The sequence below is a fragment of the Herpetosiphon geysericola genome, from assembly GCF_001306135.1.
Classification (GTDB): Bacteria; Chloroflexota; Chloroflexia; order Chloroflexales; family Herpetosiphonaceae; genus Herpetosiphon; species Herpetosiphon geysericola.
In genome coordinates, this window is record NZ_LGKP01000010.1 from 38,125 (window position 1) to 50,797 (window position 12,673).

Annotated in this window: 10 protein-coding genes; 2 read left to right on the forward strand and 8 right to left on the reverse strand. The window is 50.7% G+C overall.

Annotated features, from left to right (window positions below; translation table 11 throughout):
* Positions 1-2: 2 nt before the first annotated feature.
* The 8 genes from SE18_RS04965 to rlmN form a co-directional block, all read right to left on the reverse strand.
* Positions 3-899 (reverse strand): ATP-grasp domain-containing protein, encoded by an 897-nt coding sequence (locus SE18_RS04965; RefSeq protein ID WP_054533320.1) that lies wholly within the window; start codon positions 897-899, stop codon positions 3-5.
* 10 nt (positions 900-909) lie between these two features.
* Positions 910-1,317: a GNAT family N-acetyltransferase gene (locus SE18_RS04970; RefSeq protein ID WP_054533321.1), complete on the reverse strand. Its 408-nt coding sequence runs from the start codon at positions 1,315-1,317 to the stop codon at positions 910-912.
* A 350-nt stretch (positions 1,318-1,667) separates the two neighbouring features.
* Complete coding sequence (locus tag SE18_RS04975; protein ID WP_054533322.1) at positions 1,668-3,656, reverse strand: cellulase family glycosylhydrolase; 1,989 nt, start codon at positions 3,654-3,656, stop codon at positions 1,668-1,670.
* Between the two features lie 472 nt (positions 3,657-4,128).
* Positions 4,129-4,494 (reverse strand): hypothetical protein, encoded by a 366-nt coding sequence (locus tag SE18_RS04980; RefSeq protein ID WP_054533323.1) that lies wholly within the window; start codon positions 4,492-4,494, stop codon positions 4,129-4,131.
* Positions 4,491-5,318 (reverse strand): TIGR02587 family membrane protein, encoded by an 828-nt coding sequence (locus tag SE18_RS04985; protein WP_054533324.1) that lies wholly within the window; start codon positions 5,316-5,318, stop codon positions 4,491-4,493. Before SE18_RS04985 ends, SE18_RS04980 begins: the two co-directional genes overlap by 4 nt.
* Before the next feature lie 9 nt (positions 5,319-5,327).
* Complete coding sequence (locus SE18_RS04990) at positions 5,328-6,944, reverse strand: FAD-dependent thymidylate synthase (protein ID WP_054533325.1); 1,617 nt, start codon at positions 6,942-6,944, stop codon at positions 5,328-5,330.
* Positions 6,945-7,312: 368 nt separating this feature from the next.
* Positions 7,313-8,377 carry an SAM-dependent methyltransferase gene (locus SE18_RS04995; RefSeq protein ID WP_054533326.1) on the reverse strand — a complete coding sequence of 355 codons (1,065 nt, stop codon included), beginning with the start codon at positions 8,375-8,377 and terminating at the stop codon, positions 7,313-7,315.
* Between the two features lie 173 nt (positions 8,378-8,550).
* A complete protein-coding gene (gene rlmN / locus SE18_RS05000; protein WP_054533327.1) occupies positions 8,551-9,642 on the reverse strand; it encodes a 23S rRNA (adenine(2503)-C(2))-methyltransferase RlmN in 1,092 nt (363 codons plus the stop codon).
* Between the two features lie 923 nt (positions 9,643-10,565).
* On the opposite strand from rlmN, the gene SE18_RS05005 reads away from it, so the two are divergent.
* Positions 10,566-11,963 carry an NCS2 family permease gene (locus SE18_RS05005; protein WP_054533328.1) on the forward strand — a complete coding sequence of 466 codons (1,398 nt, stop codon included), beginning with the start codon at positions 10,566-10,568 and terminating at the stop codon, positions 11,961-11,963.
* 159 nt (positions 11,964-12,122) lie between these two features.
* Positions 12,123-12,671: a hypothetical protein gene (locus SE18_RS05010; protein ID WP_054533329.1), complete on the forward strand. Its 549-nt coding sequence runs from the start codon at positions 12,123-12,125 to the stop codon at positions 12,669-12,671.
* Positions 12,672-12,673 lie beyond the last annotated feature (2 nt).

Sequence of the window (12,673 nt, forward strand, 5' to 3'; positions counted from 1 at the left end):
GCTTATTTCGCCACAGCTTCAAGTTTGGCTTTGAGCTGGCTCCATAGTTCAAGCGCTTGCACTTGACTCAAGCCTGAAAACTGTCCATCGCCAACTTCAATCACAATCCAATCGCCATTGATAAGTTGGCCAATATCAACAGCAATAAATGGCGTGCCAACCCGCCGAGCAGCTTCGCAGGCTAAATTCTTGACGCTAGCAAGCTCGGCAGCATTCAGTGCAAATTCCTCACTTGGTACATCCCAATAGAAGCCATAGGCCAAAACTTGATTTTGATATACAAAGACCCGATATTCGCGACCTAAGGGAAAGGCCTGATAATGGCTTTCAAGCATGCGCAACTGAACTAAGCGGCGCAAAATAACCCGCCCGCGCGCTTGGGCTGGTTGGCTCAAGAGTTGGGCGCTTAGGCGCTCAAGTTCGGCGCTGGTCGTTGCCACACACGCTTGCCAACCTTGCTCCTTATTCGATTTGATTGCGCCTTTGACGAAGATCGGCCAGCCCAAGCGATCTTCTGCTGCGGCTAATTGCCCAAGCTCAGTAATGACACAACTTAATGGCGTTAGCTCGTCAAGCAAGGGGTAGAAACGATCGAATTCCATGGCAGTTTGATACTGTTCTGGGGTGTTGATGAGCCAAATATTGCGGGTTGTAGCCGCGTGATAGAGCGCAGCGTAATGCTCAGGCTTGGGAATATAACCAACCCAAATTCCGGTTTGTGGCTGCTCAAACACTGGCACATAGGCCAGCACAGCCTCAAAATCTGCCCATTGCTCAGGTTCGGGCGGTAGCGCATAAACCCGCAAGCCAAGCATGCGGGCGGTTTCAGTAATTCGGTTGAGTTCGCGCGCATTGACAGTGTGCTGTTGGACGGTTGCTTCACTCAGAACAACCAACATCGCTGCTCCTTTATGCCTTCTCTAGCCATTGACCAATCACCTGCGACATACCGGTAGTTTCTTCTTCGAAGCCCAATCGATGATAGAACGTTTGCTGATCGTCGGTAAATAAACAAACGTGTTGACCTTGCAAATCAGCCAAAATCTGCTTGACCAAACTGCTCGCAATACCTTGGCGGCGGTAATCGCTCTGCGTCCAGACATCGACGATATAGGCGTTGCATACGCCATCGGATAATGCACGCGCCTTGCCGATAATCCGTTCGCCATCGAGCGCAAAACAGACGCTATAGCTGGCAGCAAACGAACGTTGATATTGCTCTGGCGTGCGCCCATTATCAAAATTATCAGCACCAAGCTCAGTTTTTAATCTGGCCCAATCGATGGCTTCTAAATCACGCTTGTAGTAAATTGGCATAGCACTCCCTCATCGAAGAACATAGAGCATAGAGCATAGAGCATAAGCGAAGTTCAGAGATCGGTCTCGGGAACGGGGGTTGGAATTTGTGGGGCAAAAAAGGCTATAGGCTTTTGGCTATTGGGGCAATCAATCGGTGGTTCAATCTTGCAATGAGCGATGTTTAACGCAGAGGCGCAGAGAATGTGAGGGGTCAGAGGGTAGAGATCAGAGGCTAGTGGCGGGATGATTCAAAATACTAACCCCTAAACCCTGCTACCAGATACCCGACCCCTGATCCCTTGCCCTTCGTGCTCTTCGTGGTTTCGTTATTTGCGTCTTGGGTTTCTATGTTCTATGCTCTATGTTCTTTACGGATACTGCGACCAGCCTTGGTAGAGTTGACGGCCAAGCAGGCCTAGCTGAATTTCGTAGGCACTGCCAGCCAGCTCAGGATGATGCTCGAAGCGATTACGCTCGAAATATTGCACCAAAAAGCCTTTGCCTTGGGCCTCGTCGTATTCCCAAAATGCTTCGCTGACTGGAAAACCATACAAAGCAATCCCGCCATTTTGCTCCCAATACGCTTTGAAGGGATAGCACAAACTATGGCCAGTTTCGACGAAATAACTACATTCAGCAGGTGGATTTTGGGCTGGCGGCAGGCTGCGCCAATCAACGCCGCTACGTTCGAGCGAACGCACTCCCAACAAACTGAGTTGCACCCGAAATTCAGGCTGGTTATTGGGGTGTAATTCAAAGCGGTTACGCTCAAAATATTGCACAATCGTTGGCATGCGGCCTGGGCCTGGCTCGGTCAATTCGTCAGTTAATGGCAAGCCAAAGCGAGCCAAACCGCCATTTTGCTCCCAATAACTCAGGAAGCCACCAAGGATTGTATGCGGGGTTTCGTCGAAACTACGGCCTTCGCCGCTGTAGCCGCCATATTCAACCCAAATTGGCATCCCACGCTGATCGGGCTGAATTTTGACCGTGCCCGTGTCGGTGTTAACAACGCGCAGCAGAGTTCCATCATACGCCCGCACTTGCACATGCTTGCAAGCGCAATTGATTTCGAGGTAAGGCGGCGATTGAGCTTCGTGAACCCACCACAAAATATCAACTGAGCGATCGCCATTGCTCCAATGTTGCCAACCAAGCCCACCATCGTAGGGCAACGCATAATTTGCTTGCCAACTCAAGCCGCCCAAATTATGGGTCAGATGATAGTAGGCGCTATAGCTCGGCTTTCGAATCCGTTGATCATCAAAATTGAGCGGGTAGGTCCGCCGCAACATGCCAAAGTGAAATTGATTTTCAGTTGGGTCGTTGATCGGGCGGGTGTAATTCACATTATCGCCAGTATCGTTGCGGAAATCGTACCAAAAAATTTTCTCAACGCCTGGGTGGGTCATCGCCAGCAGATAGAAGCGTTGCAGCCATGCAGCTTGTTCAGCTTCATCAACAATTCCATCGCTTTCTGTCGACCAACCAACCTCGGTATACCAAATTGGCTTGCTGCCAAATTGGGCTAGCAGGGCATCGATTTCGGCGGCCTGTTCGCGATAGGTCTGAGTGCGATCGCGGCGCAATACCGGAACTTCGGGCGCATCTGGGCGGTAGGGGTGCAGGCCTAAAATATCAAACATCGGCCAAGCGCCAAGCTTATACAACCGTTGCAGATAATCGGGCGTGTCGTAGGCAAATTCGGGAATTTCGCTCCAAATATCGGCGACACCACCCAAGACAATTTTGGCCTCAGGGTCAGCGGCGCGAATTGCAGCGCTCGCAGTTTGCAGCACGCGCACAAAATCATCAACGTTGTAGAGGCCGCTTTCATAGCCCGATGGCACCAAATTTGGCTCGTTCCAAACTTCCCAATATTTGATCTGGCCACGCTCACGGCCATAGCGGGCGACCGTTGCATACACATAATCGCCCCAATCGCTCAACCATTCTTCTGGATGCGGATTGCGGCCTTTGAACCAAGCGGGATTATAATCGAGCAAGCCCAAAACGTTGATGCCAGCTTCGGCCTGTAACTGAATTGCCCGATCATAATTGTAGAATTTTGAGCTATCGCCATCCCAGCGAAAGGGGCCATCTGGCTCAAACTGAACCTGATCCCACCAAATTTCTTCGCGATTCCACTGAACACCAGCTTCGCGCATCAACCGAATCATGGTCGGCATTTCATCGGCGCGCACGCGGTTGCCCAATGAGACCACCATGCCAAATGGCGTTGTTTTATCACCCCATGGAATCTCGGCAGCAGCGGCGGGAGTAGCGGGGTTGGCCAGCAAAAACGGTGTGACGACGAGCACCAGCGCCAGCACCAGAGGGAGCAAGCGTTTGTGCATTGCAGTTTATCCCTTGTACAATCCATTGTTCATCTCAACGTTGCGTAGTGTACCATGCTTACCTTGGTTTGCTGCTGATAAAAAGCTGAAAAGTTATCAAAGAACATAGAACAGAGAGCATAGAACATAGTAGAGGTTGGGATTTTAACGCAGAGGCGCAGAGCTAACGAAGGATGAAGGATGAGGGATGAGGGATGAAACGCAAAAGGCAAAATAAGAACATAGAACATAATTTTGATCTATGAAGGATTATGGGCTATTAGAACAATAATCAAGCTAATCTGGGCAATCTGTGGCTAAAATAAAGGATGAGGGATAAAGGGTCTAGGGTTCAGGGATCAGGCTCTTGGCTTTGGGAACAATAATCAAGCTAATCTGGGCAATCTTTGGCTAAAAAACTTAACCTTCGCGCTCTTCGCGTTCTTCGTGGTTTCCGTTCTTCGTGCTCTTCGTGTCCTTCGTGGATCAAAAATTACGGCTCACTATAGCCCACAACCGCCAGCTCTGCTTGCTTGGGATCACTGCTGAAAATCAGGGTTGCGTTTTGCTCAGCATGGCCGGGCAACAGATCAAGCGTAACATTGCTTTGCTGATCATCTAAACTGCCAACTATTTCAACCGCTGCTGCTGCTTGATCGCCATCGTTGCGCACGGTTATTTCAAGATAAAACTGCTCGCCAACTTGGCGCACTTCGCCCATTGCAAGGCTAAATTGGGCTGGTTCGTCGCCTTCGGTGGCCCACAGCCAGCCAATCATGCCAACCAAACAGCTCAATAACAGAATTGAAATAATTAGCGAAACCCATTCGGCGGTTGTACGTGCTTGGCGTTTTTTCATACGGCTAACCTCCCTGCCGCGCCGCCAACCGTGGCAGGCAATCCCAAAACAATCGTGTAATCGATAATTTGCGCCAATGAGGTGCTGGCATCAATTTGGTTAAACACCCGCAACGTAACTAAGGCAAACACCAGCGAGATGATGTATGAAGCAATCGTTTCGCTAAGCGGCGATTGAAACAAGCCCCGATCCTGTTTACGTTGCTGATGGTCGCCAAACTCAGCTTGAAACACAATCACATACGAAATGAGCAATGAGGCCGCCATAATTAGCCAGAGCCACCATGGCGGCAACGAGGCGGCAATCACCCCAACTTCATCAGTTGGCGCAATCGAAAGCCCAACCACAGTCGCGCCAAGCATCGTCCCGCCTGCATCAACCAAGGTCGCATGCCAAAAACTTTGCTGCTCAACTTGCGCTTCATCATCATCTTCGCGCCGCAACAAGCCATTGGCCATGCCTACGCCAATGGCGCAGGGCATGGTTTCCAAAATAACTTTGCCCAAAATCACATCATAGGCCAGATCAAAACTGACGCGCCGTAACACAATAAGGCTAAAACAGGCCACTAACGCACCCAGCGCCAAGGCTTCGATGCTATCGGCGAGCGAACGGCTCCAGGTTTCATCGCTATTGCGTCGAAAGCCAGTTGCCCGATTGAGCGCCACCAACGCGATATAGGTTAGGCCAAGATACAACAACATATGCAACGGCGTAAGATCGCTGCCAATATCCCACACTTCCATCGTGTAGAGCAACGGAATGCCAAACAAAAACGCGCCAGCTATTCCATTGAGTAAATCATCAAACTCACGCCGCCACATACTTGATTCCTATCGTTGACGCTCGGCCAATTTTTGGTCGAGGCGTTGTTCTGCTGCCAAACGCTCCAAGGCATGCTCGCCCAAATCGACAAATTGCATGCCTTCGATCAGGCTTGGATGGACTTTTTGCAAGGCTAAGTACATCTGTTGGGCAATCGCGCGATAGCTTGGGTGGCCTTGCGGCGCGGCGCGTAGCTCAATTAAATGGTAGGCTTCGCGCAAATTCAAGCGAAAACGCCAACGAATGCGATAGGCAAACGGCACCAGATATTGGGCTGCTTCAGGCAAATCGGCCTCGATGGTTTGTACTGCTGCTGCCGCTTGATCGAGCGCCGTGCAATAGGCCTCGGCAACGCCAGCGGCCTCAAGCTCAGGCGCAACTGCATAGCCATGCACCACGCTATAGCGCTGACGCTCTTGGGTCAAAATCCGATGGCGCTGCAAATCGCGATAAGCGCCAATATCAGCCAGAAAATCAAAGGTATAGTAGGTTTCTTCGAAGGCGCGGCCTGGGCGATGGAAACGCGAGCCACGTTCGCCAACGTAGGCGCGCAGAATCGCAATCCGCTGATCAGTTGGCAAATTTCGTGCCCAGCCTTGCAGGCTTTCCAAGGGCTGGTTGCTGTGCGGATAGAGAATCGCTGCCACAACTTTGGCCTCTGCATCAGGATCAAATTCAACTAAAGTGACGCTTTGCTGATTGGAACTAGCTAGAATTTCGGGTCTAAACGCTGCGCCTGATTGACGCATTGTGGCGAGATACTGGCTGTAGGCAGCGCCACGCGCAGTTTTGGCGCGTTTCACAAATGAAGGAATGAGTTGATCAAGCTCATGTTGCAAATTAACGCCAACATTGCGTACCTCGCTATGCTCAGAGCTAGCTAGTTTGGTCAGCAAATATTCATACGCCCGACCGTTGCCGAACAAGCCAACATTGGTGAGCGTGGCCATTGGCAGCAATCCACGCAATAAATCAAGCGCTTTGGCCCGCGTGGCGCTAGCATAGGCTCGTTCGCTGGTTTTGGCATCGCGTGGCGTAGCGCTTTGGACCCACGCTTGCACAGGATCGATCAAATTGCGATAGGTATCGAATAGACGATCAAGGGTTTGTTCATAGAGCGTGGCGTGGGATGATTGCATAATTTCCGCCACCCGATAATAGCGATATTTGCCAGCCACTTGGCGATCGAATGGTACATAGCGCGTCGATTTCTCCAGCGGATCAAGGCCCAAGCGACTATCTTCGAGCGCTTTGGCGACGATATTGCTCACGCCTTCGCAAGCCACGTGCGCTCCGCCCAATTCGGCAACCGAATCGTCACCATAGCCGAGCAACACCCGTTCGTAGAAAGCTTCGGCCTGTTTGGTTGCCACCAATTGATCGTTGCCATTGCTGGCGGCATGGCCCACAATCGCCTGAAACCCAGCCTCTGGCGCTTGAATAAATTCATCAAACAACATGCGGCGCAAGCTCTTATCGCTACGGCTGTAGCGCGAGAACAAGGCACCTTTGACAACTTCTGGGAGGTTGCGCAAGCCAAAAATTGGCTGATCGAGGTTGGTGACAAACGGTGCTAGAATCGCCTGTTCTTCAGCGGTAAATGTATCGCCCCAAGGGTCGTGCATAAGAATTCTCCAGTAGATTATTTGTTTCATTCAAACTTGGCTATTTTATCCTGAGATGGGAGAGTTGATTCCGAGGATAGCTACTAGGGTGGATAGATCAAGATGGTTTTGATGTGGTTTAAGTGGCTATTATGAGGATTTTAAGTGATGCAAGTATTAATTCACCACCCTTCCGTCCCTCCGCTGGAGGGAGACGCAGGGGTTTTCAGCCCCTGCACCCCCTAATATTTGTCTGCTGGATTGTTATTATGGTTCTGTTTCCCATGCTTCGTGCAATTCGTGCAATTCGTGGCGAAAAGAATCCAGCCTTCGTGATCTTCGCGTCCTTCGCGGTTTCATCCTTCGGGTAACTTCGTGACCTTCGTGGATCAATCTCGTGGCGGCTGATCGACTTTGGGGCGTTTTTCGTGTTTTTTGCGCAGCACAGCGGTCACTTCCGAGCGATTATGGAACAGTTGGCGGGCACCAATCACCCAATAGGCGGTGCGCAAAATACTCAGCGAGTGATAGGCAATTTGGGCGCTGTGTTCGTGGGGCAATTTGAGCGTCACCACCGCCAAGCCATCGTTGGTCAAGGCATTGGCAGCATCAACCATCAGCCACGCCGAATCGCGAGCATCAATCCGCATATCATTGACGATCACGGTAAAACGCTCTTGGGTTGGCAAAAAGCGTTGGGCCAAGGTTTGTAAATGGCGCACACCTTGATCGTAGCGCAAGCTGGGGTGCAAATCGGCTGGGTCAATCGCGACAACTGGCAAGCCAGCACGGCGCAAAATCCGCGTCCAGCCGCCAGGTGCAGCCCCCAAATCCAAGGCTTGGCCATGATCAGGCCAATCGATATTGAATAAGGCTTGGGCTTCGAGCAACTTAAATTCAGCACGACTTAATTGGCCTTGTTCGCGAGCAAAGCGATGTGCACCACCAGCCCATGCAGAGCGATTGAATTCAACGCTCGAAACGCCGAGATAGGCCCGATCCATGCTCAAGGCAACCGAAAGCACACCCTGTGGGTTGCGCACATCCAAGGGCAAGCCGCTCACTTGCGAAACAGCTTCTGCCAAGGCTTGGTTGATTTCAAAACGAGTTAATTTCACATGCTCATCAAGCAAGCGGGTTTGCACCGCAAACGGTTTGCGAGCTGGCAAATGCGGCGCAAGATTCAACGCCACTTGAGTCAAGCGCTCCAAATCATCGGGCGTGCCTTCGAGCACGACTTCGCGATGAACTGGCGCAATATGGCGGATAAAAACTGCTGGCCGTTTGGCCAAGGTTGCTTGCCATTCAGCTAAAGGCTGCTCTAGCTCAACCAAGGCGACCTCAGGTGCAAGCCGCTGAACAGCAATTCCAAATTTGCCAAAACGAATTTCTTCTATGGCTGCCTCAAGCATTTCAGGCGCAGCACTAATTAACACACGATAGGTATCAAGCACAAAAAAGTCCCCTAGAAAGGCAAAAGGCAAAAGGCAAAGGGCAAAAATTACGTGTTGCAGCCCAGCCTATTTCGCCTACATACCTTGATACATTAATTCCAAAGCATTCTAAATCCAGAAATACAGCGGCGTATCGATAAACTATTTTGATTTTTGCCTTCTGAATTCTGACTTTAATAAAGGTTTATCGGGCTGGTTGGCGATGGAATTGCTGCCAATTGGCCACAGGCGGCGGCAATTTCAACTCCGCGTTCAACCCGCACCGTACACGAAATGCCTGCCGCTTGCACCACCCGCTGAAATGCCGTTACTCGCTCGCGATGCGAACGCGTCAAGGGCGTACCAGGTATCGGATTCCACGGAATCAAATTGACATGGCAGAGCATGCCCTTGACCAAACTAGCCAGTTGGGCCGCAAGCTCAGGCGTATCGTTTTTATCGTCGAGCAGCACATATTCAAACGACACTCGGCGATGCGTTTTATCGGTGTAATAGCGAATCGAATCCATCAAATCGCTAATATCAAAGCGATCGTTGACTGGCATAAGTTCGCTGCGCAATTGATCGTTGGGCGCGTGCAACGAAACTGCCAAATTAACTTGCAAGGCTTCGTCGGCCAATTGGCGAATGCCTTTGACCAAGCCCACCGTCGAAACCGTCATATTGCGCGCACCAAGATTAAAGCCCTGTTTATCGTTGAGCCGCTCAACCGCCGCCCACCAGCGGTCGTAATTGGCAAATGGCTCACCCATGCCCATAAACACCAAGTTGGTGATATGGTCGGGCACTGGCCCGCCATGGCGTTTGGCAATCGCAGCGCCTTCAGTGCGCAGATAGCGCTCGAAATACAGCACCTGCTCCATAATCTCGCCACTGGAGATATTGCGCAACAAGCCTAGCTTGCCAGTAGCGCAAAAAACGCAGCCCATGGCACAACCAGCTTGGGTCGAAACACAAATTGTCGCCCGATCAGGCGGGTAGATCATCAGCACGGTTTCAATCACCGCATTGCCTGGACAACGCCAAAGCACTTTGCGGGTCAAGCCATCGTCAGTCGTTTGTTCGCGCACCAATTCAAGACCGCCAATTTGAAATTTGGCCGCCAATTGTTCGCGCAAAGCCGCCGATAAATCGGTCATGGCAGCAAAATCGTTGGCTAATTTTTTATATAAATGGGCATAAATTTGGCGCGCGCGAAAGGCTGGTTGGCCTAGTTCAGTCAATTGCGCAGTCAAGCCCTGCAAATCAAGATCGTAAATATTCATGGGTTCCTCGTTTGTTACGCCCCATGATACCATCTTTCTTTATCGTGGGGATCGGGTTGAGGCACGAAGAACACGAAGGGCACGAAGGACGGAAACCGCGAAGGGCGCGAAGATCACGAAGGCTGGATTCTTTTCGCCACAGATTCCACAGATTTGTTTGATTATGTTCTTCTTAGCCACGAATTGCACGAATTGCACGAATACTCATTCTTTAGCCACAGATTCCACAGATTTGTTTGATTCTTCTGTTCGATCCAATCCGCGTTCTGTTTTGCCATGGCATTTTCTGTCCCCTCATCCCTGAATCCTGACCCCTCACATCCCTCTGCGCTTCTGCGTTAAATTGCTCCACGAATTGCATGAAGATTATTTTTTTGCCACAGATTGGCACAGATTATTTTGATTATTCATTTACCATCGCTAAAAGCCCATAGCCTATAGCCTGATCCCCGACCCCTGATCCCCAAACCCTATGCTCTATGTTCTATGCTCTATGTTCTATGTGTAATGGTTTATCACATTAACCACCATCGTTCTTTTCCACCCTTCCGTCCCGCCAGCGGGAAACGCAGGGGGCTTTAATCCCCCTGCACCCCCTCAAGGACAATCCGCGACCAAACGGCATCCATTGATGACCCTGCGGATGCGTGGTGGACAGCGAAAACCGACCCTCGATGGGGGTGGATTGCGGTAATCCGCTGGTTGCCAACGCAATGAACCAATACATCTATGCTCTATGTTCTTTCATCCCTCATAATTCATCCTTCATCCTTTACCCAGCCATATCGTATAATAGCGCTACGCCTAACTTAATTCTATTTCCCCATCTTGAAGCCTACGGCAGCCTGCTGGATGGAGCTTTCTTGGGCATGGCCAGCATTTGCCGGGCGTGCATTGTTGGCTTGATTCAAAGGAGTTGACCTGTGGCACGCAGCACTTCGCGGCCTGACGCTGGCTTGGCAGGCTTTTTTCGCTTTGCCGAACGTGGAACCAACCTTCGCACTGAAATTCTGGCGGGCGTTACCACCTTTTTCGTGATGGCCTACATTATTTTTGTCAATCCCTCGATTTTATCGAGCGGGCCGTTGGCTGAGGCTGGCCCGCCATTCAACGCAACGCTCACTGCTACCTGTTTGGTTTCAGCATTAATGTGTATTGCGATGGGCTTATTTACCAATTATCCTTTTGCCCTCGCCCCCGGCCTTGGCTTGAATGCAGTCGTCGCCTTTCAATTAATTCTGACCATGGGGTTGCCATGGCAAGCGGCCATGGGTGTAGTTGTGCTCGAAGGCTTGTTAATCACAGCCTTGGTCCTAACCGGCTTTCGCCAAGCGGTGATGCATGCGATTCCGCTTTCGCAAAAACGCGCGATTAGCGTGGGCATCGGTTTGTTTATTCTCTTCATTGGCTTGAATAACGCTGGCATTGTGCAACGTGGCGCGGGCACGCCCATGGCCTTGGGCAATTTCACCACCTTTTCAATTTTGCTGACCGTCTTAGGCTTGTTTTTGACCCTAATTTTGATGGCGCGCAAAGTTAAAGCAGCCTTGCTGATCGGCATTTTGGCCACCACGATCATCGGCGTTGTCAGCCATTATGCTTTTGGCGCTGATGTAAGTGCTCAGGCAGGCGTGCAAGGTGCCTTCCCCACCGAACTAGCCCGCCCAAGTTTCGAAACCATCGGCCAAGGCATCAATTTTGATGTGTTTAAATTAGCTGGAGTGCTTTCAGCGGTCTTGGTGATTTTCTCACTGATGCTCTCGGATTTCTTCGACACGATGGGCACAATCATTGGTGTTGGCGAACAGGCAGGCTTTGTCAAAGCAGACGGCGATTTGCCCAACTCAAATCGGGTGTTGATAGTCGATTCAGTTGCGGCAGTTGCTGGCGGCGTGTTCGGCACTTCATCAGTCACCACCTACATCGAAAGCGCGGCGGGCGTTGGCGAGGGCGGGCGTACTGGCCTCACCGCAGTGGTCACTGGGATTTTGTTCCTGCTGAGCATTCTGATCGCGCCATTTGCGGGCATTGTGCCAAGCGAAGCAACCGCGCCAGCCTTGATTATCGTGGGCTTTTTGATGTGCGGCGGCATTCGCGAGATTGATTTTGGCGAGCTTGAAGAGGGCTTTCCCGCCTTGCTGACCATGACGATTATGCCATTTAGCTATAGCATCACCAATGGCATTGGCGCAGGCTTTATCAGCTATGTGGTGCTGAAGTTGGCCTTGGGCAAAGCCAAGCAAATTCATCCCTTGCTCTGGATCGTCGCCGTATCGTTCTTGGTTTACTTCCTGTTGCCCTTGATCGAAGCGAAGATTTAGTTTGAAACAACAAGCCCCTCGCTCATAAATTGGGCGAGGGGCGAATACCCTTAAACTGCTAGATAACTGCTGCGATTCTGCATCATGCGCCACTTGCTCATTGATATCCTCTTGGTAGTCATTTCTCATCTGTGAACCATAGAATAAGGAGAAGCAACCATGCGCAAATTGTGCAGTATTTTGATATTACTGCTGATGATCGGCTGTGGTTCACAACCACCACAAACCTTGCCATTTACCCGCTTAGCAGACCTTGATGACTCACAAGTCGGATTTGATGATTATCCTTATGCTGAAGCAGTGTTAAATCTCCGTATGACCCAAACTGCTGGCCAGCAAACCCGCTTGCTTGAAGAACTGCCGAAACGGAAAGAGCCCTTTATTGATCGGCAAGCAATTCAGGCTGTGAATACGAAAACAATGCTTATCCTTACGGTTTTCACCTTACCCTATATTGAAAGGGGACGCTGGGTCAAGATCAATGAGGTCCAGCGTGATCAACAAACCCTCACAATTAAGGTTGAGTATCATACCCCGACACCAGGCCAATATCTTACTGGTGGCGCAACGGTGATGTCGATTAGCAGTATCGCGCTTGATCGGGCGTTGTTGCCACCAGCTGATAGCTTAATCACGATTCGGGTGATCGATCAGCACCAAACCGAGTGGATTCGACAGGTCTATGAGTTAAAGCCAATTATTGAGTAAAA

Bases quoted from the DNA above. Each gene is read 5' to 3' on its own strand.
- SE18_RS04965 (WP_054533320.1), bottom strand. From the start codon at position 899: ATGTTGGTTGTTCTGAGTGAAGCAACCGTCCAACAGCACACTGTCAAT.
- SE18_RS04970 (WP_054533321.1), bottom strand. From the start codon at position 1,317: ATGCCAATTTACTACAAGCGTGATTTAGAAGCCATCGATTGGGCCAGA.
- SE18_RS04975 (WP_054533322.1), bottom strand. From the start codon at position 3,656: ATGCACAAACGCTTGCTCCCTCTGGTGCTGGCGCTGGTGCTCGTCGTC.
- SE18_RS04980 (WP_054533323.1), bottom strand. From the start codon at position 4,494: ATGAAAAAACGCCAAGCACGTACAACCGCCGAATGGGTTTCGCTAATT.
- SE18_RS04985 (WP_054533324.1), bottom strand. From the start codon at position 5,318: ATGTGGCGGCGTGAGTTTGATGATTTACTCAATGGAATAGCTGGCGCG.
- SE18_RS04990 (WP_054533325.1), bottom strand. From the start codon at position 6,944: ATGCACGACCCTTGGGGCGATACATTTACCGCTGAAGAACAGGCGATT.
- rlmN (WP_054533327.1), bottom strand. From the start codon at position 9,642: ATGAATATTTACGATCTTGATTTGCAGGGCTTGACTGCGCAATTGACT.
- SE18_RS05010 (WP_054533329.1), top strand. From the start codon at position 12,123: ATGCGCAAATTGTGCAGTATTTTGATATTACTGCTGATGATCGGCTGT.